The 25,123-nt window shown below is 70.7% G+C and carries 24 protein-coding genes and 1 pseudogene; 9 read left to right on the top strand and 16 right to left on the bottom strand.

What is annotated here, in order from left to right; genetic code table 11:
* Positions 1-47: 47 nt before the first annotated feature.
* Together SCAB_RS27855 and SCAB_RS27860 are read right to left on the bottom strand one after the other, a co-directional pair.
* Entirely contained in the window at positions 48-1,049 is a 1,002-nt protein-coding gene (locus tag SCAB_RS27855; RefSeq protein ID WP_037729562.1) for an iron-containing redox enzyme family protein, read from the bottom strand.
* 174 nt (positions 1,050-1,223) lie between these two features.
* Entirely contained in the window at positions 1,224-1,421 is a 198-nt protein-coding gene (locus tag SCAB_RS27860; protein ID WP_037729563.1) for a CsbD family protein, read from the bottom strand.
* 252 nt (positions 1,422-1,673) lie between these two features.
* Here SCAB_RS27860 and SCAB_RS27865 point away from each other — a divergent pair, with 252 nt between their 5' ends.
* The gene (locus SCAB_RS27865) at positions 1,674-2,111 is read left to right on the top strand and encodes a hypothetical protein (protein ID WP_173402913.1); all 438 of its coding nucleotides are present in this window, start codon (positions 1,674-1,676) and stop codon (positions 2,109-2,111) included.
* A gap of 310 nt (positions 2,112-2,421) precedes the next feature.
* Here the strand turns inward: SCAB_RS27865 and SCAB_RS27870 are convergent, their stop codons facing one another.
* Positions 2,422-3,465 (bottom strand): LacI family DNA-binding transcriptional regulator, encoded by a 1,044-nt coding sequence (locus SCAB_RS27870; RefSeq protein ID WP_037729564.1) that lies wholly within the window; start codon positions 3,463-3,465, stop codon positions 2,422-2,424.
* A gap of 235 nt (positions 3,466-3,700) precedes the next feature.
* On the opposite strand from SCAB_RS27870, the gene SCAB_RS27875 reads away from it, so the two are divergent.
* From SCAB_RS27875 to SCAB_RS27885, 3 genes are read left to right on the top strand one after another with little or no spacing between them, the layout of a single operon-like run.
* Entirely contained in the window at positions 3,701-4,858 is a 1,158-nt protein-coding gene (locus SCAB_RS27875; RefSeq protein WP_013003427.1) for a Gfo/Idh/MocA family protein, read from the top strand.
* Positions 4,855-6,009, top strand: coding sequence for a dihydrodipicolinate synthase family protein (locus SCAB_RS27880; protein ID WP_013003428.1), 1,155 nt, complete (start codon positions 4,855-4,857; stop codon positions 6,007-6,009). Before SCAB_RS27875 ends, SCAB_RS27880 begins: the two co-directional genes overlap by 4 nt.
* A 38-nt stretch (positions 6,010-6,047) precedes the next feature.
* Positions 6,048-6,845, top strand: coding sequence for a sugar phosphate isomerase/epimerase family protein (locus tag SCAB_RS27885; RefSeq protein ID WP_173403013.1), 798 nt, complete (start codon positions 6,048-6,050; stop codon positions 6,843-6,845).
* Positions 6,846-6,891: 46 nt separating this feature from the next.
* Here SCAB_RS27885 and SCAB_RS27890 read toward each other — a convergent pair whose 3' ends face one another.
* From SCAB_RS27890 to SCAB_RS27905, 4 genes are all read right to left on the bottom strand, one after another.
* A complete protein-coding gene (locus tag SCAB_RS27890; RefSeq protein ID WP_013003430.1) occupies positions 6,892-7,287 on the bottom strand; it encodes a hypothetical protein in 396 nt (131 codons plus the stop codon).
* Entirely contained in the window at positions 7,284-7,559 is a 276-nt protein-coding gene (locus SCAB_RS27895) for a hypothetical protein (protein ID WP_013003431.1), read from the bottom strand. The genes SCAB_RS27890 and SCAB_RS27895 overlap by 4 nt, the downstream gene beginning before the upstream one ends.
* A 63-nt stretch (positions 7,560-7,622) precedes the next feature.
* The gene (locus tag SCAB_RS27900) at positions 7,623-7,988 is read right to left on the bottom strand and encodes a hypothetical protein (RefSeq protein WP_013003432.1); all 366 of its coding nucleotides are present in this window, start codon (positions 7,986-7,988) and stop codon (positions 7,623-7,625) included.
* A 116-nt stretch (positions 7,989-8,104) separates the two neighbouring features.
* The gene (locus SCAB_RS27905) at positions 8,105-8,404 is read right to left on the bottom strand and encodes a hypothetical protein (RefSeq protein WP_231885138.1); all 300 of its coding nucleotides are present in this window, start codon (positions 8,402-8,404) and stop codon (positions 8,105-8,107) included.
* A gap of 174 nt (positions 8,405-8,578) precedes the next feature.
* On the opposite strand from SCAB_RS27905, the pseudogene SCAB_RS48685 reads away from it, so the two are divergent.
* Positions 8,579-8,665: pseudogene (locus SCAB_RS48685) on the top strand (ATP-binding protein); the annotation flags it as partial.
* A gap of 28 nt (positions 8,666-8,693) precedes the next feature.
* Here the strand turns inward: SCAB_RS48685 and SCAB_RS27910 are convergent.
* The 4 genes from SCAB_RS27910 to SCAB_RS27925 form a co-directional block, all read right to left on the bottom strand.
* Positions 8,694-9,185 carry an RICIN domain-containing protein gene (locus tag SCAB_RS27910; protein ID WP_037729568.1) on the bottom strand — a complete coding sequence of 164 codons (492 nt, stop codon included), beginning with the start codon at positions 9,183-9,185 and terminating at the stop codon, positions 8,694-8,696.
* A 94-nt stretch (positions 9,186-9,279) separates the two neighbouring features.
* Positions 9,280-10,407: an AraC family transcriptional regulator gene (locus tag SCAB_RS27915; protein WP_013003435.1), complete on the bottom strand. Its 1,128-nt coding sequence runs from the start codon at positions 10,405-10,407 to the stop codon at positions 9,280-9,282.
* Positions 10,408-10,414: 7 nt separating this feature from the next.
* Entirely contained in the window at positions 10,415-10,681 is a 267-nt protein-coding gene (locus SCAB_RS27920) for a DUF397 domain-containing protein (protein WP_013003436.1), read from the bottom strand.
* Positions 10,678-11,532: a helix-turn-helix domain-containing protein gene (locus SCAB_RS27925; RefSeq protein ID WP_041669736.1), complete on the bottom strand. Its 855-nt coding sequence runs from the start codon at positions 11,530-11,532 to the stop codon at positions 10,678-10,680. The genes SCAB_RS27920 and SCAB_RS27925 overlap by 4 nt, the downstream gene beginning before the upstream one ends.
* 158 nt (positions 11,533-11,690) lie before the next feature.
* Between SCAB_RS27925 and SCAB_RS27930 the strand changes: the two genes are divergently transcribed.
* Together SCAB_RS27930 and SCAB_RS27935 are read left to right on the top strand one after the other, a co-directional pair.
* On the top strand, positions 11,691-12,191 hold the full coding sequence (locus SCAB_RS27930) for an ATP-binding protein (RefSeq protein WP_013003438.1): 501 nt from the start codon (positions 11,691-11,693) through the stop codon (positions 12,189-12,191).
* Positions 12,192-12,344: 153 nt separating this feature from the next.
* Positions 12,345-12,710, top strand: a complete 366-nt coding sequence (locus tag SCAB_RS27935; protein ID WP_037729572.1) for a hypothetical protein — start codon at positions 12,345-12,347, stop codon at positions 12,708-12,710.
* A gap of 99 nt (positions 12,711-12,809) precedes the next feature.
* Here SCAB_RS27935 and SCAB_RS27940 read toward each other — a convergent pair whose 3' ends face one another.
* Positions 12,810-14,429, bottom strand: coding sequence for a TULIP family P47-like protein (locus tag SCAB_RS27940; RefSeq protein WP_013003441.1), 1,620 nt, complete (start codon positions 14,427-14,429; stop codon positions 12,810-12,812).
* A 148-nt stretch (positions 14,430-14,577) separates the two neighbouring features.
* The gene (locus SCAB_RS27945) at positions 14,578-16,272 is read right to left on the bottom strand and encodes a TULIP family P47-like protein (RefSeq protein WP_013003442.1); all 1,695 of its coding nucleotides are present in this window, start codon (positions 16,270-16,272) and stop codon (positions 14,578-14,580) included.
* Between the two features lie 731 nt (positions 16,273-17,003).
* On the opposite strand from SCAB_RS27945, the gene SCAB_RS27950 reads away from it, so the two are divergent.
* A complete protein-coding gene (locus SCAB_RS27950; protein ID WP_013003443.1) occupies positions 17,004-17,186 on the top strand; it encodes a hypothetical protein in 183 nt (60 codons plus the stop codon).
* Positions 17,187-17,353: 167 nt separating this feature from the next.
* Positions 17,354-20,899 carry a BTAD domain-containing putative transcriptional regulator gene (locus SCAB_RS27955; protein ID WP_013003444.1) on the top strand — a complete coding sequence of 1,182 codons (3,546 nt, stop codon included), beginning with the start codon at positions 17,354-17,356 and terminating at the stop codon, positions 20,897-20,899.
* A 51-nt stretch (positions 20,900-20,950) separates the two neighbouring features.
* Here SCAB_RS27955 and SCAB_RS27960 read toward each other — a convergent pair whose 3' ends face one another.
* Genes SCAB_RS27960 through SCAB_RS27970 form a run of 3 tightly spaced genes read right to left on the bottom strand, consistent with a single transcriptional unit; the run spans position 20,951 to position 25,046 of the window.
* Positions 20,951-22,078, bottom strand: coding sequence for an ABC transporter ATP-binding protein (locus tag SCAB_RS27960; protein WP_041669738.1), 1,128 nt, complete (start codon positions 22,076-22,078; stop codon positions 20,951-20,953).
* Positions 22,071-23,843 (bottom strand): ABC transporter permease, encoded by a 1,773-nt coding sequence (locus SCAB_RS27965; RefSeq protein ID WP_013003446.1) that lies wholly within the window; start codon positions 23,841-23,843, stop codon positions 22,071-22,073. Before SCAB_RS27965 ends, SCAB_RS27960 begins: the two co-directional genes overlap by 8 nt.
* Positions 23,844-23,891: 48 nt before the next feature.
* Entirely contained in the window at positions 23,892-25,046 is a 1,155-nt protein-coding gene (locus SCAB_RS27970) for an ABC transporter substrate-binding protein (protein ID WP_013003447.1), read from the bottom strand.
* Between the last annotated feature and the right edge of the window lie 77 nt (positions 25,047-25,123).

Consider the following 25,123-nt stretch of genomic DNA (forward strand, 5'->3'; position numbering starts at 1 on the left):
GTCGGGAGGGCGGACGGGCTGATGGGCCGGTGGGCGGACGGCGGGTGTCAGGCCGGCGCGCGCAGGGACGAGCGGCCCGCCCGCCACGCTCCGAGGAGACGGTCGGCGAGGATGTCCTCCAGATGGTTGGTGGCGTCGACACCGAAGGCCACGTCGGCGTCCAGCTGCGGTTCCTCCTCCAGCAGCCCGGCGACGACCTCGCGTCGGACGACCTGCTCGTGCACGGCGTCGGCCTCCACGTGTTCGTCGTAGAAGTGTTCGGCTGCGGGGCCCGCCCCGGTGCGCCGCATGGCACGGGCGAGCCGCCGGGAGCCGGGGGAGGACGTGATCTCGACCGTCGCGAAGTGCCCGACGAGGGCGCCGCGCAGGGCGCGGTGCAGGCCGAACAGGGACATCAGGTTGACCGGGGCGAGCGCTTCGGCGCCTGCCGCGTCCACATAGCGGCCGTACTCCGGGTCGAGGCCGAGGTCGGTCATCAGGTCGGCGAAGAGACGCGCGTGCACCCGTTCGGCCCGGCCCCCGCCGAACTCGTCGAACTCCACGGCGGCCATCCCCGCCTTCGCCCGCCCCCACAGCCGGGGCAGCACCCAGGCGTGCGGGTCGGCCTCCTTCAGGTGGTACAGCGAGCGCTGCGCCGCGTACTCGCGCACCTGCCACAGCTCGCCGTGGTCCTGGAGGAAGCCGCTGACGCCACCGCCGCCCTCGTCGTCGGCGGCCGGTTCCACGAGCAGGTCGTCCAGCGCCTCCCCGGCGCTCACGTGCCGGGTCGCCCGGTCGCGCAGCGACTCCAGGAACGGCCATTCCAGCGCGGCCCGACAGCGCAGCAGCTCCGGGTCCCATTCGAGGCCGGCGTCGACGCCGGCGAAGCCCCGGTAGTGCAGTTCGTAGCAGAGGTAGAGGGCGAGCTGGAGATCGTCGCCGAAGGGGTCGGCCCCGGCGATCGCCCGGCTGTCCGGCGGGGGGCCCTCGCCCCGCAGGAACGCCGTCACCGCGGCCGAGATACGTCCTCTGCTCTCCGGCAGGGTCGGTCCTGCCACCCGGGTCCTCATGGCCGCCGGGTACCCGTGATGCGTGAGTTTGCACCTGTGCGTCCCGTTGGCCGCGGGCCCGGGAGGCGGACATGACGAGGGGGCTCCCGTCAGGGGAGCCCCCTCGTCAGCGGAACCGGCCGCGCGGACCGCGGACCGCCGGTCGGCGGCGGTCCGCCCGCGCGCCGCGTGCCGTCACACGCCGTCGCGCTGCGCCGGGCGCCGCGTCGCCTGCGCGCGCTCCTCGACCTTGCCCTTCATCTTCTTGGCCTCACCGCGCGCCTGCTGCATCTTGCCCTCGACCTGCTGCTCGTGGTTCCCGGTGACCTTCCCGGACATCTCCTTGGCCTTGCCCTTGAGCTTGTCCATGCTGCCCTTGTCCTTGGCGGCCATGATCTTCTCCTTCGTGGGTGGGGGGAGGGGTTGAGGCGATGCCTCGCACACCCAACGTAGGTCGGGACGGTGACGGACGCGCGCCGAACCGTCACGTTCCGTAAGGGCGGCCCGTGGGAGGGAGCACCGATGCCTGCCCGTCGGACGGACCACGCTTCCCCGGATGCCGGATGCCGGATGCCGGATGCCGGATGCCGGATGCCGGATGCCGCGCCGCGGAACCACGGGCTGACCGGCGCAGTCTGCTCCAGCGTGGAGTCCTTACTGTTTCTGGCCCTGGTCCTCGCACCGTTCCTGGCCCCGTTGGTGGTCGCGGCCACGTCCCTGGCTCTCGCGGCCCGCGCGCATCGCCGGGAGGCGGGCAGCGGGCGTCGCCTGCCGAATGCCGGTTCGTGCGCGCTGGTCGCGGTCATGGCCGGCGCGGTCGCGCTCGGCGCGTACGCGGTCGGTGCGACGTCGGGCTTCTACGTCCTCGACCCCGACCAGATGTGCGCGGCCGAAGGCGCCCCCGGGGAGTACGTGGTGACGCGCATGACCCTGCCGGTGAGCGTGCAGTGCGTCACGGACGAGGGAGCGGGCACCGAACTGGTGCCGGCCTGGGTGAATCCGGCCGTCTTCGGAGGCATCGCGCTCGGCACGCTGGCATCGGTAGCGGCCGTCACCCAGCGGCTGCGCGGAACCGGAACCTGATCCCCGACGCCCTCCAGGCCCCGCGCGGACCCGAGCCCCGACCGGACCCGAACCTCGGCCGGGGGCGCCGGACTCGCACGCGCCCGCCACCCCCACGGCCCCGAATCTGGTGAATCCGGCCGTCTTCGGAGGCGTCGCACTCGGCGCGCTGGCATCGGTAGCGGCCGTCACCCAGCGGCTGCGCGGAACCGGAAACTGATCCCCGACGCCTCCCGGTCCCGCGCGGACCCGAACCTCCGCCGGCGGGGCGCCTGACTCGGGCGCGTCGGCCACCCCCACCGCCCCGAATCCGGAGAGGCCGGAACTCGGTTCAGTCCCCCCGAGGCCCCCCGGTAGACCCCCGCACCATCAGTTCCCCCCGCACCGTGGCGATCCCGCCGGGCGGCGGCTCCTCGCGGCCCATCGCGATGCGGCCCGCCCGGGCGCCCGCCTCCGACAGCGGCAGCCGTACCGTCGTCAGAGCCGGTACCGCGTCGATGCTGAACGGGAGGTCGTCGAAGCCGGCCACGGAGACGTCGTCCGGGATGCGCAGGCCCGAGTCGCGCAGGGCGGCGCACGCGCCGAGGGCCACGGTGTCGTTGGCGGCGAGCACGGCCGTCAGGGAGGGGTCCCGTCGCAGCAGCTCCAGCGTGGCCTCGTAGCCGGAGAGCCGGTCGTAGCGCCCGTACACCGTCCAGCGGGGGTCGTCCTCGATGCCGGCCGCCGCCAGCGCCGCCCGGTGGCCCTCCAGCCGGTGCCGGGTGGTCGTCCGCTCCTGCGGCCCGGCGATGTAGCCGAGGCGCCGGTGGCCCAGTCCGATCAGATGCTCGGTCAGCCGCTGTCCGCCGCCCCGGTTGTCGAAGGTGATCGCGATCGCCTCCGGCGTGGGCGGCCGCCCGCAGAGCACCACCCGCGTCCCGGCCTCCATCAGCTTGCGCAGCTTGTTGCCGACGGCGGTCAGATGCGCCGGATCCTCGATGGCCCCGCCGGTCAGCACGACGGCGGCGGCCCGCTGCCGCTGCAGCAGCGTGAGGTACGTCAATTCGCGCTCCGGGGAGCCGCCCGTATTGCACACCACACCCAGCCGCTCCCCGCCCGCGCGCCCACCGGGCCCGCCGATCTCGGACTGGATGGCCGCGGCCATGATCCCGAAGAAGGGGTCGGCGATGTCGTTCACGAGGATGCCGACCAGGTCGGAGGTGGCGGCGGCGAGCGCGCTGGCGGGTCCGTTGAGGACGTAGTCCAGCTCGTCCACGGCCTTCAGCACCCGCTCGCGCGTGGTCGCGGCCACCGGGTAGTTGCCGTTCAGCACCCGGGAGACGGTCGCGGGCGACACCTGCGCACGGGCCGCCACGTCCGCCAGGGTCACAGTCATCGTTGCTCGTCCTCCGGTGCGCGTGATGTTCGGGCTGTCGGGGAACCTTACGGCCGCGATCGCCGTTCGCCCCCTCGAACAACTCGACCCCCTCGCGGTCTTGTCCGGACCGCTGCTCAGAGGCTAGCTTCTAGTTGGATAGAAAGCGCTTGCTGTGACGCTCACCCTTTCGTCGGGCGTACGCGGCGCCGGACGCGTACGCAGACACGAACGCACACCAACGAAAGGACCGGCCGTGACACGCAGAACCGTACGGATCGCCATGAACGGCGTGACCGGACGCATGGGCTACCGCCAGCACCTCGTCCGCTCCATCCTCGCCCTCCGCGAGCAGGGCGGCCTCGACCTCGGCGACGGCACCGTCCTGTGGCCGGAGCCGGTCCTCGTCGGCCGCCGCGAGCACGCCCTGAAGGCGCTCGCCGAGCAGCACGGCCTGGACCCGGCGAACGTCTCCACCGACGTGGACGCCGTCCTCGCCGACCCGACCGTCGAGATCTACTTCGACGCCCAGGTCACCTCGGCCCGCGAGGAGGCGATCAGGAAGGCCATCGCCGCCGGCAAGCACATCTACACCGAGAAGCCGACCGCCACCGGCCTCGACGGCGCCCTGGAGCTGGCCCGTCTCGCGAACGCCGTCGGCATCAAGCACGGCGTCGTCCAGGACAAGCTGTTCCTGCCGGGCCTGCTGAAGCTCAAGCGCCTCATCGACGGCGGCTTCTTCGGCCGCATCCTCTCCATCCGCGGCGAGTTCGGCTACTGGGTCTTCGAGGGCGACTGGCAGGAGGCCCAGCGCCCCTCCTGGAACTACCGCGCGGAGGACGGCGGAGGCATCGTCGTCGACATGTTCCCGCACTGGGAGTACGTGCTGCACGAGCTGTTCGGCCGGGTGAAGTCCGTCCAGGCCCTCACCGCCACCCACATCCCCGAGCGCTGGGACGAGCAGGACAAGCCCTACGACGCCACCGCCGACGACGCCGCCTACGGCATCTTCGAGCTGGACGGCGGCGCGATCGCCCAGATCAACTCCTCCTGGGCCGTCCGCGTCAACCGCGACGAGCTGGTCGAGTTCCAGGTCGACGGCACCGAGGGCTCGGCGGTGGCCGGTCTGCGCAACTGCCGCGTCCAGCACCGCTCGGCCACCCCCAAGCCGGTGTGGAACCCCGACATCCCCGCCACCTACTCCTTCCGCGACCAGTGGCAGGAGGTGCCGGACAACGCCGAGTTCGACAACGGCTTCAAGGCGCAGTGGGAGCTGTTCCTCAAGCACGTCTACGCCGACGCGCCCTACCACTGGGACCTGCTGGCCGGCGCCCGCGGCGTCCAGCTCGCCGAGCTGGGCCTGAAGTCCTCGGCCGAGGGTGTCCGTCTCGACGTACCGGAGATCCAGCTGTGACGATCCACCTCCCCGGGGCCGCAGGGCAGTTGCGGGCCTACACCCCGCGCACCGAGCCGCTGGCGGTGTCCCCCGGCACTCCCCTCACCTCCCGTACGGTCTTCTCGGCGGCGCACGTCGTCGCCGACCCGTACGCGGACGTCTCCCCGGACTCGCCCGCCGCCGTCGACTGGGACGCCACCCTCGCCTTCCGCCGCCACCTGTGGTCGCACGGCCTGGGCGTCGCCGAGGCGATGGACACCGCGCAGCGCGGCATGGGCCTGGACTGGGCGGGCGCGGCGGAGCTGATCCGCCGCAGCGCCGCCGAGGCGAAGGCCGTCGGCGGCCGGATCGCCTGCGGCGTCGGCACCGACCAGCTCACCGGCCCCGCCTCCCTGCCGGAGATCCGCAAGGCGTACGAGGAGCAGCTGGCGCTCGTCGAGGAGTCGGGCGCCCAGGCGATCCTGATGGCCTCGCGCGCGCTGGCCGCCGCCGCGACGGGTCCCGAGGACTACCTGGAGATCTACGGCCACCTGCTCCGCCAGGCCGCCGAGCCGGTCGTCCTTCACTGGCTCGGCCCCATGTTCGACCCGGCGCTGGACGGCTACTGGGGCTCCTCGGACCTCGACGCGGCCACGGAGACCTTCCTCGCCGTGATCGCCGCCCACCCCGACAAGGTCGACGGCATCAAGGTCTCCCTGCTGGACGCCCAGCGGGAGATTGACATCCGCCGCCGGCTCCCGCAGGGGGTGCGCTGCTACACGGGCGACGACTTCAACTACCCCGAGCTGATCGCGGGCGACGCGAAGGGCTTCAGTCACGCGCTGCTCGGCATCTTCGACCCGCTGGGCCCGCTGGCGGCCGAGGCGGTACGCGTCCTGGACACGGGCGACGTACAGGGCTTCCGGGACCTCCTGGACCCGACCGTCGAGCTGTCCCGCCACCTCTTCCAGACCCCCACCCGCTTCTACAAGACGGGTGTCGTCTTCCTGGCCTGGCTGGCCGGCCACCAGGAGCACTTCACGATGGTCGGCGGCCTCCAGTCGGCCCGCTCCCTCCCGCACTTCGCGCGCGCCTACGAACTCGCCGACGGCCTGGGCCTGTTCCCGGACCCGGCGCTTGCGGAGACCCGCATGAAGAACCTGCTGTCGCTGTACGGAGTGGCCCAGTGAGTACCGGTACCGGACTTGAGCGCTTCTCCATCAACCAGATGACGGTCAAGCAGCTGTCGCTGCCCGAACTGGTCGACGGCTGCACCGAGTTGGGCATCCCGGGCGTGGGCCTGTGGCGCGAGCCGGTGGCGGAGTACGGCCTGGAGGCGACCGCCAAGCTGGTCCGCGACGCGGGCCTCGCGGTCACGACCCTCTGCCGGGGCGGTTTCTTCACGGCGATCGATCCGGCCGAGCGTGCGGCGGCCCTGGCCGACAACCGCAAGGCGATCGACGAGGCGGCGACGCTCGGCACCGACACCCTGGTCCTGGTCTCGGGCGGTCTCCCGTCCGGCTCGAAGGACCTGCACGGGGCACGGGAGCGCATCGCCGACGCCCTGTCGGAACTGGGCCCGTACGCGGCGGCGAACGGCGTCCGTCTCGCCATTGAGCCGCTGCACCCGATGTTCGCCTCGGACCGCTGTGTGGTGTCGACGCTCTCCCAGGCGCTGGACATCGCCGAGCGCTTCCCGGCGGAGCAGGTCGGCGTGACCGTGGACACCTACCACATCTGGTGGGACGACACGGCCCCGGCGGCGATCGCCCGCGCGGGCGCGACCGGCCGCATCCACACCTTCCAGCTCGCCGACTGGATCACCCCGCTGCCCCAGGGCGTCCTGACCGGCCGGGGCCAGATCGGCGACGGCGCGATCGACATGCGCGAGTGGAAGGCGTACGTCGAGGCGGCGGGCTACACCGGCCCCATCGAGGTCGAGCTGTTCAACGACGAGCTGTGGGCGGGCGACGGCCGTGCGCTGCTCGCGCAGACGGCCCGGCGGTTCGTGGAACACGCGGCGTGACGTCCGGGCGGCGGGCGGGGGCACCACGCTCCGGTCCGCCGCCCGGTCAGACCTGTCGGACCTCGACCTGCTTGCCGCAGAGCGGCTTGAGGTCGTCGAGGTCAGAGGTGAGGACCGTCACCGGCGGTTGCGCCGCGCGGGCGGTGGCGGCGACGATCGCGTCCAGGGCGTACTTGTGCCCGCCGGTCCTGCCGCTGTCCTTCATCCGGGTGATGGCCTCTTTGGCGGTCTCCTTGGTGACCGGCTCCACGACGAGCCGGGAGAGGGCCCAGGCGAGGCGGGCGGTGTGCGCCCCCTGGGGATCGGCCTCCACGATCGTGGCCGCGCTGGTGATCACCCTGACGTCCCGTTTGCTCGCGACGGCGAGCCTCGCGGTCATGGCCCGGTCGCCACGCAGGTAGAGGGACAGGGCTTCACTGTCGAGCACCCAGGTGCCGCTCACGCCACCGCCCGGTCGCCCCGGCCGCTGCCGAACATCTCGCGCTCGGCCGCGTCGATCTCCTCCTGGGTGAGAGGGCCGTGCAGCTCCTCGTTCGCGGCGATGAGTTCGTCGAGCTGGTCCCGCTCGATCTGCCGCTGGATCGCGGCCTCCACGTAGGCGGAGATGCCGCGCTTGCCGACGCGTGAACGGAGGGCCGCGATGGTGCCCTCATGTACGGAAACCGAGACGGACTTGGTCGGGCCCTCACCTGGTCCATAAGTGTGCTCACTCACACACCCAATCTAGCAAAACTTCTATTAGAACGCTCTGTCGCAGACGCGGGACGGCGCGGCGGCTCACCGCAGAGGGATCACGACGGCCATGCTCACCGCGAGGGCGAGGGTCATGAGCGCGTAGTGCCTGGCCTTCAGTTTCTCGATGGGGCGGCCCAGGCGGATCAGTTCGTCCTGGCGCTTGGACCATCGGGCGAAGGCGGCGTAGTTGAGCGCGAAGTTGATCGCGACGGCGATGAACAGCAGCAGCGCCATGCGGGGCTCCCCGTCCTCGTCCTCGGGCAGACCCCGCAGGGCCGCGTAGGCCGCCACGGCCAGGACGAGCAGGACCGCCTCCCACTTGCCCCTGCGCGTGCTGGGGAACAGAGACGCGAACACCGTCGCGAGGGCGACTCCGGCCACGGCGGCGGTGATCCACAGAGTGCCCAAGGTGCGCGTCTCCTATCGATCTCTGACCCGGTCTCTCACAGAAAGCGGGCCATGAGTGCCACGACCGCGGTGAAGGTGAGGAAGAAGACCACGGTCTGCCTGGTGGTGAGTCTCTCTCACGGTCGGCCCGAACGCGCCCGCTCCTGCTGCCGCCTGATGTGACCGGCGAAGACGACCCGCGTGAGCGCCAGGCCCAGCGCGGTGGCGGTGAACAGCGGCAGGGCTATGGGATCCCCGTCGGCCTCCTCGGGCGGAGCGCTCAGCCCCACGAAGACGGCCGCCCCCAGGATGGGCAGGACGGCCTTCCACCAGTCCTTCCTCGCGGGGACCAGCGACGTGATCGCCACGGCCAGGGCGACCCCGGCCACGGCGGCGGTGATCCACCACTCGGTACGGGAGAAACGGGGCGGGAGCATGGGCTCCTTGCTGATGACGATCAAGGCCGGCGCAGGCCGGGACGGACGTTGCGGGGCCAAGGGACCGCCGCCGGTCCGACTGGATCACGGCCGTTCCGCCGCCGTCATCGGTCACGCGTCCACGGGTGCGTTGCCGGCGCGTCCACCCCGACTCCCGCCCGGCCTCCACCCACCGTGCACGCGTACACCCAGCGGTTCGGCTCGACACCGCTGGGCGCCCGCCTCGCCAGACACCTGGCCCTGCACCAGCCGCACGCCTGGCCGGCTCACGATGCGGGAACGCGGCTGATCAGAGCCAACGCTGGTCGTGGTTCAAGCTGCAGGGCCACACGATCACCTCGACTCCGTTGGTGGTGCTGGAGTTGGGAACGGCGAGGCAGTTGTCCTCGGCGGCGCTGGTGGAGTAGGTGTGCAGCCGGTTGATGCTGTCGCGCTTCCAGAGGTGCCACGGGGATTCGGTACAGGTGAACTGAGTGGGCTTGGCGCCGGCGTCAACGCCGATGAGGCACTCACCGGTGGCCCGGTTGACGAGCTGGTACCACTCGTCCGTCACGCGACGCAGCTCCCACTGCTGTTCGGCGTCGCCACTGCAGGTCCATTGGATCGGACGGGCGGTGCTGCTGCCGCTGCCGTGGGGAATCGCCAGACACTTCCGGGAATTGTCGTTCTTCAGCTCCTCCCACCCCGCGGCCTGAGCCGGAGACGGGGACAGGAGCAGGACGGAACCGAGTGCGAGAACCGCCGCGGCGATTCTTCGCGCTGCCTTCGGAGCACGGGACATGCGCATCTCCTGGATCAAGGGACGGACGGAGAACGGACGAGTCCGCTCGGCGTACGGGAATGACCAGAATGCGGGGCGAGTGCCGCAGTTGTCGTTATCGCTGAGTCCTGCGGCTGCTTGTCACTGCGTCCACTCCGGTGCCTGCACGGTCTGAGACATAGGCCGGTCTCGTTGCCCGTTCCGGTTCTTTGTCGCCCAGTTCCCCCGTGCGATCACCATGGGGGGAGGCCCCCGGGGCTGTCGTGAGGAGCGCCTCCGCGCGGTACTCCGTCGGCGACACCCCGTACGCCCCCCGGAACGCCCGCGTGAAGTCGGAGGCGCGGGGCATCCCCCAGCGGCCGGCGATGGTGTGGATGGGGGTGACGGCGAGGGCGGGGTCCGCCAGGTCGCGGTGGGCGCCGGCGAGGCGCTGGGCCCGGATCCAGGCAGCGACCGTTTCCCCGGGGCTGTCCTCCTGGAACAGCCGGTGCAGATAGCTCAGCGAGATGTGATGGGCCGCCGCGATCGCCCGCGGGTTCAGCTCCGGGTCGTGCAGGTTCTGCCGGACGAACGCCCGTATCCGCTTCGTCAGGGCCCGCTGGCGCGTCTCCGGCGGCAGCGCGTCCTCCACCTCCAGCACCTGGGCGAACCAGGCGGCCAGCAGATCGATCAGCACGGTGCCGAGGCGGGGCGCGTCGGCCGGCTGCAGGGACTCGGCCTGCTGCTCCAGCCCGGTGAGGAACCCCGTCAGCAGGGGTCCCACCCCCTGCCGCCCCGGCAGCCGCCGCCCCAGCAACTGCGTGATCCGGGCGGGCGGCAGGGGCAACAGCGTCTTGGGGAGGTCCGCACAGATCCCCCTGATCACCTGGCGGCCCAGACTGTCCGACGGGCGCACGTCGTACGCCCGGGACGTGTCCGTCACCCACAGATCACTCGGGCCGTACATCTCGGTCCGCCCCACGTGCTCCAGCCCGAAGTCGCCGCCGAGCACCAGCGACAGGTGGTACATCTCCGGGTCGGACTGCCGCACCATCTTCTCGGTACGCCGGAACCCCGTCGGCAGGTGCGCGGTCGGCCACACGAGCACCGGCCCCAGTTCCAGCAGCCGCTGCTGCGCCCAGAAGTCGCCCGCGAACTCGCTGTGGATGTCGCTGGGCGCGATCGCCCGGTGCACCAACTCCCGCCAGTAGTCGAACCGGTGCTCCGCGGGCACGTCGTCACTTCGGAACACGGTCCCGATCATGGTTCGTTCAGCCCCGGGCGCCGGCCGCGTACGGGACGAAGTCGGCCCAGGCGGCGGGGGAGAGGGTGAGGGCGAGCTGGGGGCCGGGTGCGGTGTTCGACTTGGAGTCGCGGACGTGGATGGCGTGGGGGAGGGCTACGGCCACTTCTACGCAGTCGCCGTCGCCTCCGCTGCTGTAGCTCGACTTGAACCAGGAAAGAGCTACCTCGACACAGTCGTCGCCGTCTCCGCCGCTGTAACTGCTCTTGAACCAGGCCAGTTCGGTGCTGCTCATGGGTTCCCTCGCATCCGCCGCAACAGGCTCACGGAGTCTTCGGAGGTGAGAGCCTGTGATCGCATCCTGGCATATCGCCGCTGCAGGACGCTGACCTCTTTCGCGTCGGATACGAGCAGGCCGCCTCGCTGTCCTTCACAGTAGCCGTACCAGCGGTTTTCCGAGGTTTCCAGCAACTGCATGGGGCCATCGAGCCCAGCGTGAGTCTCCCGTAGCTGTGGCATGACCTGAATCTCGATGTTCCGTAGCTCGCCGATCTCCAGCACGTGATCGATGAGTTCGCGTGTCACCGCCGCGCCGCCCGTACGCCGAAGGAACAACCCCTCCTCCAGGATGAAACTGAACTCGGTGTTCGGCCGTTCCCTCAACAGCCGCTGGCGCTCTGCCCGAGCCACCCACTGGGCCTCCACCTGGTCATCGCCCAGCGGCGGCAACTGGTTGTCGAACAGAGTCCGCGCGTACGCCTCCGTCTGCAACAGCCCAGGAACGAGGCGGCACTCGTAGGTATGGAGCACGATCGCCGCCGACTCCAATCCCGCCCATTTCCTGAACCAGGCCGCCAACCCCGGCTGTCGCCCCAGATGCTGAGCCGCCCGGATCAGCGCACCCGTGCTCCCCAGCTCACGGTCCACCCCCTCCACGAACGCCGTGTCCGGCATCCGCCGCCCCAGCTCCACCGAAGCGACCATGTGCTTGGAGTAGCCGACCGCGTCGGCCAACTCCTCGCGGCCCAGCCCCGCGTGTTCCCGCAGCGCTTGGACCATCGCCCCGAACGTCCGCAGGCTGTCGGACGCCTCCGGCTCCCCGCCGCCCGGCCCCGTCGCCGTCATGCCGCCGCTGTCGGCCACCATGGGCCACCTCCCGCGCACCCGCCCGCCGAACCACACCGTTCCCGGACCATGGTCACAGCACGTCACCAGTACCGTCCAGTGAGTGACCGCGTACGCTGCCCCGGCGTACGCGGCGCGAAGCTGGCGAACCGGGCTTCCCGCAGGCCACATTGGGCGTCATGACCGCACCGCCCGCCGCGCGACAGACGCTGACGGCACCGACGTTCACGCAGCGCTTCAGCTCGACCCCGCTGGGCGCCCGCCTGGCCCGGCACCTGGCCCTGAACCAGCTGCACGCCTGGGGCATCCGGTACGGCTCGGACCCCTCCGACCGGGCGGCGGCGGTCGTGGCCGAGCTGGCCGCGAACGCGGTGACCCACGGCCGCGTCCCGGGCCGGGACTTCGAGCTGCGCCTCTCCCTGCCCACGGGTTCGCTCCGCATCGAGGTCACCGACACCCGAGCCGAACGCCTGCCGCCACGCCCCGGCACCGTACGGCCGGCCCGCCCCCTGGACGAGGGCGGGCGCGGTCTGGTCCTGGTCGACGCGCTGGCCGACCGCTGGGAGATCCAGGACGGCAGACCGCCCGGCAAGACCGTCCTCGTCGAGATCGACCTGCCGGACTGGCGGTCCCTGATGAGACGGCTCCCCGAACGCCGGCCGCACAAGAGGCGCGGCTAGCGGGCCTGTCAATCCGGCTCGTTACAGGTGTGGGCCGACGCGAAGTCGCCCTACCGTCTGCCTCCAAGCACCTCGGCTTCGTGCGGCGCCGGACGCACCCCGGCGACAGACCTGCCGCACGTCGTCCGTTCCACCACGATTGAGGGGGCATGCATGACGCGTACGCCGATCCGGAGAAGGGTCGCAGCGGTAGCCGCGACCGCGTTGCTGGCGCTCGGTACGGGAGTACTGTCGGCGACGCCGGCCTCGGCGGCGCCCGCCGGCTGCCCGTCCGGTGCCGCGTGCATCTACGGGGGACCCAACGGCAGCGGTGGCGTGACCAACCAGTACTGGTCCCGAGGGGTTCACCAGCTCCGCAACCAGGTGGGCCTGCACACCGTGTTCAACAACCAGACGGACGGCTGGAAGTTCCATCTGTGCCATGGCTGGAACGGCGAGAACTGCGACTGGACCTTCTATCCGGGTGCCTGGGATGACGTCGATCTCACCACGTACAACTCCGTCATCGTCACCCCGTAAGGCGTCGCGGCGGTCCCGGGAGGAGGCAGACCTCCCGGGACTCACGCGTGTGCACGCTCCGCGGGCCCGCCTCGCCCGCTCGCGCTCCGCCGGCACCGCCTAGGCGAACGTGGGGCCGAAGAGCTGGAAGGCCCCGTTGTGCAGCCGCACCTGCGCGGGCTTGAGCACATCGGCGTTGGTCCACGCGATCGGGAGCGTGGCGTCCTGCGCGAACGAGTCGGCGGTGGGCAGGTGGTCGAGGGCCTTCTCGACGTCCATCCCTTCCAGCCCGTCCATGAGGGCGAACACGCCGCCGAACAGGATGCTGCCCAGCACCTTGAGCCCGATGTCACCCACCACGCTGCGCAGCATGCCGCCGAGCCCGTCGGCGATCTTCCCGAGCCAGAGTTCGAAGTCGCCGAAGATGCCGTCGGTCGTGGTCCATTGGCTGAGGTCCTGCTGAACCACCCTGTACGTCACACACGCCTGGCCCTTGGAGTTCTGGCCGAGCGTCGGCTGTATGGCGTACTCGATCTTGGCGTAGCCGTCGATGTGGCCGTTCACGGGGATGTGAAGCTGCATGTGCGTGGTGATCCTGTCGTAGTCCACGGAGACCGAGAACAAGGTCGCCACCGGTTGGTAGCTGTCGCCGTCGACGTCGATCTCGGCCATGCGGAACTCCGATTCCGCGGTGAACACCCCGTTCTTGACGGTGAGTTTGGCGTCCGGGAAGTGGTGCTGCAGCCCCGGCAGCACCATCTTGTGCATGAAGCGGTCCTTCGAGACGGTGAATCCGGACCATTTCTGCTGGTCGCCCAGCATGGCACCCGGCGCGAGTTCCTGTGGTGCGTTGCCGGGGTCGCGGTTCTCGGTCATGCACAGCACGCCGAGGTAGGAGTCGTCCTCGTTCTTGCCGTTGATGTAGGCGTAGCTGGTGTGGGTGGGGACGAGCCAGGCCAGGTCGCCCATCGCCTCCGCCGAGTTGAGGTCGACGGCGGTGAAGACGTGCTGGAACTGGCCCAGATTGGCCGGGGCGTTGAGCCATTGTTCGAGCAGGTACTTGAGAGTCTTGTTCAGCCATTCCCGGTCTTCGTCCGGCATGTCCCCGGCGGCCGGCTGAACGAACGCCACGTCGGTGACCAGGGCCAGCTTTCCGTCGTCCGGGAGGGTGTCCACCCTCAGCTGCTGTGCGGGGTCGAACGCGAGGTCGACCTCGACCCCGGCGGTTCCTCCCTTGACGACGTAGTCCGTCTTGTCCTCGCCGTCGACGATCACCACCTCGGCGCTGAACGGGATCTTCATGATGACTTTGCTGCCGGTTCCCCCGGTGGTGAGGGTCCATGGCTCGAACTGTCCGGAGAGGGCTACCTCGGGACTGAACTTCGTTCTGCGGACAGTGCCGTCCCACGCGTGGGGCGAGGTGCCGTACTTGGCGATCGCGTTGTTGACGTCCGTCAGCGCGACTGCGGAGATGGTGTCCCAGCCGAGGGTGGTGAAGTCGTCCGTCGAGGGTGGGGTGTCCCCCAGCAGCCGGGTGGTCTTCAGCTTGTGCGCGGAGTCGGCGTCCACGTAGGAGAGGTGCAGATGCTTGCCCCCGGGAATGGCCGGCAGCAGTGCGGGCGCGGCGGCCGGCACCTCCGGCGGGGTGGCGGCACGGGCGGTCGCGGGGACGCCGAGAGCGGCGGCGGAGCCGAAGACGGCGCTCAGCGCGCCGCGACGGGAGAGAGCGGAGTGATCCATCGGAGATCCCTTTCCGGGGCGGGAGCGGGGCGGGAGGAGACGCGTTCGCGCGCGGGCGCGCCACGGTCCGGCCCGCCACCTGGGACGGGTGCGAGGCGTACGGGTGGGGTGCGGGACGTACAGAACGAGGTGCGAGGTCCCGGTGTGGCTACTGGCTGAAACAGTCTCCGCCGACCTGCAGACCACCGTTGATCATGGCTGCCTTGGGGTTGAACGTCTTGGCGTCGGCCCATGTGATGGGAGCCGTCACCGCGTTCACCATCGCCAGGATGCCGGGCAGGTCGTCGAGCGCCTTGTCGGCGTTGAACAGCGGGATCTGTTCGAATATCGCCGGGAGCGTGGCGACGAGAGCCGTGGCGGCCGCGATGACGACCTTCACGAGCAGGCTCATACCCCTGGCGAGCAGGGCGCCGGCAACGGAGGCCAGAACGAGGACGATGATGTCCACCGCGATCTCCACTCCCTCCAGCCAGTCCGCGACCGTGTGCCAGTGCTGGGAGGATTCTTCGACGACCTCGTACGCCAGGTTGGGCTCGCCCTTGCTGTTGTGCGACATCGTCGGCTGTACGCGGTACTTCATGGTGGCGTAGCCGTCGATCCCCGGCGAGATGGGGATGTGTACGTCCATCTCCACTTGGAGTGTCTGCCCGATGACGGAGAAGTGGAAGGACGTCACCTTCGGGTGGTACTTGAGCCCACCCGCCTCGACGGTGTCGAGAGAGAACTCCCCCTTGGACACGATCTCGCCCGCCGTGAGGACGAAGGCGCCGTCAGGGAAACTGTGTTGCACCGCCGGCATGATCATCTTGTTGAGCACGCGGTCGATGGAGATGGTGAACGTGGCCTCCGCTCCGGTGATGATGGCGCCCGGCGCGAGTTCCTGTGCCGCCATGCCGGGGTCGCGGTTCTCGGTCATGCAGAGCACGCCGAGGTAGGAGGAGTTGGCGTCCTTGCCGTTGATGTAGGCGTACTCCCTGGTCGTGGGAGTGAGCCAGCTGAGCTCGCCCTGCGCCTCGGCGGTGTTCAGATCGATGGTGGCGAACACGTGGTCGAACCTGCCGAGGTTCGACATGTCGCCGGAGTCCCTGGCGTTGAGCCACTGTCCGAGCAGGGCAGTCAGGCTCCGGACCACCGCGGCCTTCTCGTCGGGGTTCTTGATGTCCGGCTTGTCGAAATCCAGATGGGTGATCATCGCGAGCGGCTTGGCGTCGTCGCCGTCGCGGTCCTCCTTGCCGCTGTCGCCGGGCGACGACTGGAGCTTCAGCTCCTTCACGTTGCCGTCCTTCGAGGAGGTGTGGTACTCCAGGTAGACCTCGACGTTCGCGCTACCGCCCTGGATGTCGTAGACGGTCTCGCCCTTGCCCGGGTTCACGACCAGTGTGGCGTGGAACGGGATCTTCATGAGGACGTTTCCGCCGGTGCCACCCGGCGTCAGGCGCCAGGCGTCGAACCCTCCGGACGCCTCGACCGGAGAGCTGAAGGTCGAGCCCGGGATCTTGGCGCTCCACTCCTTCGGCGTGGTGGCGTTGTTGAGAATGGCCCGGTTCACATCCGTCAGCCTGACGGCGGAGACCGTGTCCCAGCCCATGGTCTCGTTGGGAAGTGCCTTGTCGTCCCTCAGCCGGACCTCTCGCGTGGACCCCAGCGGCCGGTGGGCATGCTCGGAGTCCACCAGGGCGACCCGGAGAACCTTGTCCTTCGGGATGTCCGGCATGGGCTGACCGCCTGTTGCGGCACCGGCCTTCGAGGCGCTCGCGTGAGCCGTCACCGGGACGGCGAGTGCGGCGGTGGTGGCCATGGCGGCGGTCAGCGCGCCGCGTCGGGTGAGCGGAGAACGGTCCATTCTGTGCCCTTTCAGAGAACGCCGGGCATGCGTCCGGCAGGCGGCAGGCCGTGTACGGGAGTGCCGGGCCTCCGCTCGCGGTGCGGCCACGCTCCGCATGGTCACCGGAGCGCCTTCCGGCCCGATGGCCTGACTGTAGGGACAGAGGCGCAACGAAACTCTGTACCGTTTCTGGATCGCCGACCCGGGTCCGTCCCGCCTGACTCAACCCGCCTTGACCTGCGGAAAGGCGTAACACTCCGGTGCCGGTGCGGACTTGGGGCGTCACCATGCTGCCGGTCGTGCGCCGGTCGGCGCGTACTGCTGCCGGTTCTTGCCGGGGCGTGGCGTTCCCGGGGTCCCACGAGGAGCCTTTGCGCAGGTCGGGAAGATCAGCGGACCGAATCGGCGGACATGGAACCACTCCAGGGTTTCTCGCCCGGCGGTTCCTAGAGTGTGAGGCGCTGACTTCCGAACTCCGCATGAGGGGACCCGCGCATGTTCTCTTCACCCAGTGGTCGGTCGTTCTCGGTCCGAAGATGGGGAGGCCGTGGCCGGCACCCAGCCGCCGGCCTACGCGGCCTGGGGATGCCACGGCCTGTACGCCGACCCCGGAGACCACACCTACCTGCGTCTCCCCCATGGCCACAGCCTCGTGGACCGGACGGGCAACGGCCCGCCCTGGAACACCCGAAAGGCCCTCAAGGTGTTCTCCTGGCAGCCCGCGGGCAAGCTACACCGGCGATCTGTCCTTGCTGAACTGCACCGGCCGGTGGGGCAATCCGAAGTCCGGCTGCGCCGTGGTCGAGGCCGTCAGCGGGGAGCGCCTGCTGAACGCCGGCCCCGAGGACCCGAACCTCAAGGAGGTATTCGGGCCGCAGATGCAGCCCCTGGACAACGCGCCCGACCGTTCGGGCGGATCGGTCGCCGAGTGAAGGAGGGCGGTCCGCGCGCCCCGTGGGCCGATCTTTTCCGGCCGCCTGTTGGCGGACAATGATCTCTCCAGGCCACGATCCGGTCACGTACTGTGATGCCCGCGCATCAGCAGATCATGACCAGGTGAGGCCGACGCCGCAGTCCGGCGACGGAGAATCGAGACACGTTGGGGCGTACGCCTGAGCAGTTCGGGGCCTGGATCCGTGGCCGACGGACAGCGCTGGGGCTGAGCCAGTCCCAGCTCGCCCAGCGTGCCGGAGTCAGTGTCCGCGGTATTCGCGAGATCGAGCACGGCAGGATCCCGTCGCCGGACAACCCCTCGGTGCTCCGGCTGAAAGCGGCACTGGGGCTGGACACCGAACCGGAACCCCGACCCGAGGCGGAGCCCGGCCGAGCACCACGGTTCCGGCTCGACATCCTCGGCCCGCTCACCCTCCACGTGGCGGGACGGCGGACCCAGCCCGGCGCGACGAAGCAGAGCAGCCTGCTGGCCCTGCTCGCCCTCCACCCCGGCACGCCCGTGTCCCAGGAGGAGATCGTCGACATCCTGTGGGAGGACCATCCGCCCGCCAGTTCCCTGAACATGATCCACACCTACGTGACCCGGCTGCGCCGCCTGCTCGCCCCCGCGGCCCGCCCCGGAGAGCCGTCCGCCGGCGTACTCCTGCGCACCCGTGCCGGCTATCTGCTGGATCCGGGCGGGGACGGACACGGATCGGACGCGGCCCGGTTCACCACCCTGGCCTCCCTCCCCGAGGACACGGACGAGGCGTACGCCCAGGCCGAGTCGGCGCTGCGGCTGTGGCGCGGCGCCGTTCTCCAGGACATGCCGTCCCGGCTGCGCGAGCACCCCTCGGCCGTCACTCTCACCCGGCTGCGGCTGACGGTGCTCCAGGCGTACGCCGACAGCGCCCTGGCCCGGGGCACGACGGAGAACGCCCTCCACGAACTGCGCAGGGCGGCCGATCTGGAGCCCCTGCACGAAGGCGTCCACGCGCGGCTGATGCTGGCACTCGCCGCCTCGGGCGAGCAGGCCGCCGCCCTGAGCCTGTACACGGCCCTGCGCGACCGCCTCGACGACCAGCTCGGCGTCCGTCCCGGTCCCGAGCTGACCGACGCCCATCTGCGGGTCCTGCGCAGGGACCTCCCACCACCCGCCACCGCCCGTACGACCGTGTCCCCGGCACCCGCGCCCTCCACCCCGCCGGTCGTCCCCGCGCTCCTGCCCTACGACGCCGCCTTCTTCACCGGACGTGCCGATCACCTGGCCCGGCTGGACGCCCTGTTGCCCGCTGCCGGGGAGAGGCCCGCAGGGGGCAGCGGGGTCTGTGCGCTGACCGGTGCGGGGGGAGCGGGCAAGACCGCTCTCGCCGTGCACTGGGCGCACCGGGTGCGCGACCGCTTCCCCGACGGCCAGCTCTTCGTGGACCTGCGCGGCCACTCGCCGGAGGGCCCGGTGCGCCCGGTGGAGGCGCTGACCCGGTTCCTGCTGGCGCTGGGGGTGGCCGCGGAAGCCGTTCCGGGGACGCCGGAGACCGCGGCGGACCTGTACCGGACGCTGGCCGCCGAGCGGCGGCTGCTGGTCGTGCTGGACAACGCCGTGGACGCGGAGCAGGTCCGGCCGCTGCTGCCCGGCGGGCCCGGCTGTCTGGTGCTGGTCACCAGCCGCGACCGGCTGGCCGGGCTGGCGGCACGCGACGGCGCCCGGCGGATCGGGGTGGACGTGCTCAGCCCCGAGGAGTCCCGGCTCCTGCTGCATCGCACCCTCGGCGCGGAGCGCGTGGACGCCGACCCGCGGGCGGCGGCCGAACTCGCCCACGCCTGCGGGCACCTCCCCCTGGCGCTGCGGATCGCCGCCGCCAACCTCGACCACACCCCGTGGCGCACCCTGGAGGAACAGGCCGCCGAACTGCGCGACGGCGACCGGCTGTCCGCGCTCTCCGTGACGGGTGACGCCACCACCGCCGTACGCGGCGCCTTCGACCTCTCGTACCAGGCCCTGGACGCACCGGCCCGCCGAATGTTCCGGCTGCTGGCCCTGGTGCCCGGCCCGGAGACGGGCCTCGACGCCGCCGCGGTCGTCGCGGGCCTCGCCCCGGCGGAGGCCGCCGCGCTGCTGGAACGGCTCACCGCCGCCCACATGCTGCGGGAGCACCGGGCGGGCCGGTACCGCCGCCACGACCTGGTCGCGCTGTACGCGGCCGAGCGGCTGCGCCTGGAGGAGACCGCCGCCGACCGCCGTGCCGCCTCCGAGGCCCTGTACACCTGGCTCCTGACTGCCACCGGCCACTGCGCCCGGCTGCTGTACCCCGGCCAGCCACCCCTGCCTCCGACCGGCACCTATGGCGATGACAAAGGCGACGGCGGCGATGACAAAGGCGACGGTGGCGCCGGCCCCGGTGACGCCGTGCCCCCGCTCCGCATCCCCGACGCCGCCGCGGCGATCCGCTGGCTGGACGACGAACTGCCCAACCTCGCCGCCGCCGTCCAGCAGGCCGCCGCCGAGCGCCACCCCGCCTCCTGGCGGCTCGCCGACGCCCTGCGCGGCCACTCCTGGACCCGCAAGACCGCCGTGGACTGGGCGGCCCTCGGCCGGGCCGCCCTGGACGCCGCCCGTGCCGCCGACGAGCCCGTGGCCCAGGCCGCCATGCACAACCTGCTCGGCGGCGCGGAACTCCACCAGAGCCTTCCCCATGCGGCCATCCCCCACTTCGAGCGGACGCTCGCCCTCTCCGAGGAGGGCGGCTGGCCGGAGGGTACGGCTGTGGCGCTCACCAACCTCGCCAGTGTGAACTGGCTCGTCGGCCGGCTGACGCGCGGTGCGGAGTACCTGGAACGGGCCACGGAGATCGACCGGCGCAACGGCATGCCGGACGGCCACCCGGTCGTCCTGCTCACGCTCGGGATCACGTTGCGCGACCTGGGCAGGCTGACCGAGTCACTGGAGCGTCTGCGGGGGGCCGAGCGCGCTCCGCGCGACCTCGGCTCCCAGCACAACGGCATCCTGACCCACGCGAACCTGGGACGCACGCTGTACCTCCTCGGGGATCCCGCGCGGGCGACGCAGCACCTGGCGACCGCCCTGACGATGGTCCGGGAGAGCGGCGAACAGGGCAGCGAGGCATACGTGCTGCGGTTCCAGTCCTCCCTCCGCCGCGACAGCGGTGACCTCACCACCGCCCTGCACATGGCGACGACCGCCACACGCCTCTTCGACCAGGACGGCGAGGAGTACTACCGCGCGGACGCCCGCATCGCCCTCGGCAGCGTCCTGCTCGCCCTCGCCCGCCCCGGCGAGGCCGATGTCGCCTACCGGGAAGCGCTCAAGCTGGCCGAGGAACGCGGCGCGGACGAACTGCGGGCCCGCGCCCTCCTCGGCCTGGCCGCCATCACCGACCTGCCCGACCGGGAGCAGATCTCCCGCGCCCTGGACATCGCCCGTGGCACGGAACACCTGCTGGTGCAGGCGGAGGCACTGACCGCCCTGGCCGGTGCCGAACTGCGGCACGGCCAAGCCGCGGTCGCCGTCGGCCACGCCCGCGAGGCCCTGGCGATGCACCGCGGCACCGGCTGGCGCAGGGCCCGGGCCGAGACCCTGGGCATCCTCGGCCGCGCCGTCGACGCGACCGGCGAGGAGGACCCGGCCCCGTACCGTCAGGAGGCTTCGGAGATCTTCCGGTCCCTCGGCATCCCGCACGGGGACCCCCGGTGACCAGGGTGGCGCGGGGCCCGCGTGCGACGGGGCCCCGCGCCACCGCCACCCTCACGTGGTGACGGTCAGCAACTCCCGCTGTTCCTCCGGCAGTTCCACCCGGTCCGCGTACAGCAGCGCGTGCCCCGGGTCGAAGACCAGCGCCACCTCGCCCGCCAGCCCCCCGTTGCCGCTCAGCACCTGCACCACCTGGTCGCCGAGGCGCACGTCGTACTCGTAGCGGGAGCCGACGTAGGAGCTGGTGATGACCTGGGTGTCGAGGCGGTTCATGCCGGTCGGCGTCTCGGCCGAGGCCACGACCTCCAGGCGTTCGGGGCGGACCGCGACCGTGACCGAGTCGCCCGTCGGGACCCGCCGGTCGCTGTCGACCCGTACGATCTCGCCGCCGGCGTCCAGGAGCACGGTGTGCCGGATGCCGTCGACGCTCACGACCTTGCCGGTGAGGAAGTTGCAGCGGCCGACGAAGGCCGCCACCGCCGGCGCGGCGGGCTTCTCGTAGATCTCGTGCGGGGTGCCGATCTGGATCATGTTGCCGCCCTCCATGACCGCGATCCGGTCGCTGAGCGCGAGGGCCTCGTCCTGGTCGTGGGTGACGTAGACGGTGGTGATGCCCAGCTCCTCCTGGAGCCGCTTGAGCCAGGCGCGGGCCTGCTCGCGCAGCTTGGCGTCCAGGTTGGAGAGCGGCTCGTCCAGGAGCAGGACCGTGGGGGAGTACACCAACGCCCGTGCCAGGGCCACGCGTTGCTGCTGGCCGCCGGAGAGCTGGTGCGGGTAGCGGCCGCTGAGCGCGGCCAGGCCCACCTTGTCCAGGGCGTCGTGGATCAGCGTCCTCTGCTTGTCCTTCGGGACCTTGCGGATGTTCAGCGGCAGGGCCAGGTTCTTCGCGATGGTCATGTGCGGCCACAGCGCGTACGACTGGAAGACCATGCCGAGGTTGCGCTCCTCGGGGGGCAGGAAGACTCCCGCGCCCGCGTCCACGAAGGGTCTGCCGCCCACCGCGATCGAGCCCTCCGTCGGCTGCTCCAGACCGGCGATGCAGTTCAGCGTCGTCGACTTGCCGCAGCCGCTCGCGCCGAGCAGGGTGAAGAACTCGCCGTCCTTGATGGTGAAGGTGACGTCCCGCAGGACGGAGTTGTCGCCGAAGGTCTTGGCGAGGTTCTTGACGGTCACCTCAGGCATGGTGCTTTCCCTTCATGAGCAGTCCCGCGAGTGCGACGAAGACCGCGGTGATGCCGATCTGGAGGGTGGCCAGCGCGGCGACGGATCCGGCCCTGCCCTGCGTCCAGAGACTGAGCATGGTGGTGCCGAGGATGTTGTTGTCGGCCGAGGAGAGGAAGACGGCCGGGGAGTACTCCTTGAGCATGATCACGAAGGTGAGGATCAGCGCGCCCGCGAACGCCGGGGTGATCAGGGCCCGCAGGACGCGGAAGAAGGTCATCAGCCAGTCGGCGCCGGAGACCCGGGCCGCGTTGTCCAGCTCGCCGCCGATCTGCATGATCGCCGGGGCGACCGAGCCGAACGCGCTGGGCAGGGCCCGCATGCCGAAGGCGATGACGACGGCGTAGATCGTGCCCTGGAGGACGGACCCCGCCCCGAAGGGCGCGAGCGCGAAGGCCCAGAAGAAGCCGATACCGATGATGATGCCGGGCAGGGACTGCGGGATCAGGGCCAGGTACTCCACCGCCCGGCCGAAGCGGAACGTGGACCGCCGGGCCACCATCACCGCGAACACGGCGAGGGCGGACACGACCACCGAGCCGACGCCGGCCACGATCATGCTGTTGTAGAGCGACTGCACGTAGTTGTCGGAGTCGAGGACCAGCTCGTAGTTCTTCGTCGTGACCGTCCTGAACGGCGACTGCAGCGGCGTGAACACCAGCGTGAAGGACCGCATGACCAGGCCGGCGATCGGGACGAGCGCGCCGACGATCACGTAGAACCAGATGCACACGATGCTGACCCACTTCAGCCAGCCGAGGTCCAGCTTGCGCGGCCGGGTCACCTTGCCGCGCACGGACACGAACCGCGCCGCGTCCTTCAGCAGCTTCGCCTGCACGGCGACCAGGCTCAGCGTGACCACGAGGATCACGGTCGAGGCGGCGCCGAGCATCGTGTAGTCGGGGTCCACCGACTGAAGTCCGTTGTGGTAGAGGAAGGTTGAGAAGACGTCGATGCTGACCGGCTGGCCGTAGAGCAGCGGCACGCTCAGCGTCTCGATGGAGACGGAGAAGACCAGGATCGCGCTGTAGACGATCGGCGGCCGCAGCAGCGGCACGACCACCTGCGCGAGGATCCGGAAGGGACCCGCCCCGCAGACCTGGGCGGCCGATTCGAGCGAGGCGTCCGACTGCCTGAGCGCGTTGGCGCAGAAGACGTACGCGATCGGGGCGAGCGCCACGGCCTCCGTCAACGCCATGCCGGGGATCGAGTACAGGTTCCACGGCACCGAACCCAGAAGCTGCTGCACCTTGACGCTGACGAACCCGGCCGGGCCGTACATGATGATCCAGCCGAAGCCCAGGATCAGCGACGAGATGAAGAACGGCCACTGCATGGCCAGGGCGATCAGCCGTCCGCCCGGCAGCTTCGTGCGGACCACCACGATCGCCATCGGGATGGCGATCGCCAGGCTGATGACCGTGGTCAGCGAGGCGAACAGCACCGTGTTCAGGGCGACTTCGCCGAAACCGGCCTTGGTGAACAGGTCGGTGTAGCCGCTGAGGGTGAAGGCCCCGCCCGCCTCGTAGAGCGGGCGGTTGCGGATGCTCTGGTAGAGGGTCGGGACGATCGGGGCCAGCACCAGCACGGCGAGGAACGCCAGGACCGCGTACTGGACGGCCGTGTCCCGTCCGATGCCGAACGGACGGCGGTAGCGCGGGGGCCGGAACGTCCGCGTGGGTGACTCGTCCGCGGGTGTGCGGGGTGGCTGGGTGAGGGTTGACATCTGAGCTGACTCCGATCGTCCTGGGGACCTGGCTGCCTGCGGAGTCCGCTACTTGCGCAGTCCGTCGAAGCGCTCCAGCCAGGCCGCGGAGTCGTCCTTGGAGACCGGCTCGTACTTGACGTGGATGATGTTCTCCTCGCCGACCGCGTCCACGACCTCCTGGTAGGTGTGCAGGCCCGGGCCCTTCACCCCGTCGCGGTACGAGGCGAGACCGCCCTCGGCGACCGCGCGCTGGCCCTCCTCGGAGAGGGCGAAGTCCATGAAGAGCTTCGAGGTCGCCGGGTGCGGCGCCTCGGCGGCGATGCCCATGCCGCGCGGCAGGACGACCGTGCCGTCCTTCGGGAAGACGATCTTCACCAGGCCGGCGCTGTCCTCGACGACCGGGTAGGCGGGGGAGGCGCTGATCAGGAAGCCGGCGGTGTACTCACCGGCGACGATCTTCTCCAGCTGGGTGCCGGAGGAGGTCTCCGGGCGGGTCAGCGGCAGGATCTTCTTCAGGTCGTCCCACGCCTCCGGGTTGCCCTCGGTGAGTGCCCGCGTGACGGTGAAGCCGAACGAGCCCTCCGGGTCGCGGACCGTCACCTTGTTCTTGAACTTGCCCTCGTCCGACGTCACGATCTTGGCGAAGTCCGTGAGGGTGGTCGGCGGGGTCTCCAGCAGCGAGGTGTTGTACGCGATCGTCATCGGGTCCTGCGACAGCGAGTACACGCTCGGCAGCAGCTCGGCGCTCGCGCCCAGCTCCTTCAGTTCCGGCGACTTGTAGGTGAGGACCGTGTCCTTGCGGGCCGAGAAGTCCGACCACGCGGTCGCCGCGCTGGAGATCAGCACGTCCGCCGGGGAGGAGCCGGCCGCGTTCTCCGAGAGGGTCTTCTGGAACAGCTCGTCGCTGTCCAGCTCGTTGACGGAGACGGTCTTGACGAAGCCGTACTTCTTCTTGAAGTCCCGGACGATCGGCGCCATGTTCTCGTCGCCGAGGTTGGAGTAGACGGTGAGTTTGCCGCCCTCCTTCTCCGCGGCCGCGATCAGGTCGGCGTAGTCCGCCGGGTAGTAGTCCGGCACCTTGCCCGCCGAGATCTTGTTCTCCGCCACCTTCGGCGCGTCGGTGTCACCGCCGCCGCAGGCGGCCAGGGTGCCGAGCGCGAGCGTCGCGGCGCACGCGGTGCCGACGATGCGTCGGGTGCTGGTCTGGCTGGATCTGGCCATGGTTCTCCTCCTGGCGCGTGCCGTGTGGCAGCTGTTGCCGGGAGGTTAGGGACCCAGGTCAGGGCGGTAAATCCTTC

This window comes from Streptomyces scabiei 87.22 (genome assembly GCF_000091305.1).
Taxonomy (GTDB): Bacteria; Actinomycetota; Actinomycetes; order Streptomycetales; family Streptomycetaceae; genus Streptomyces; species Streptomyces scabiei.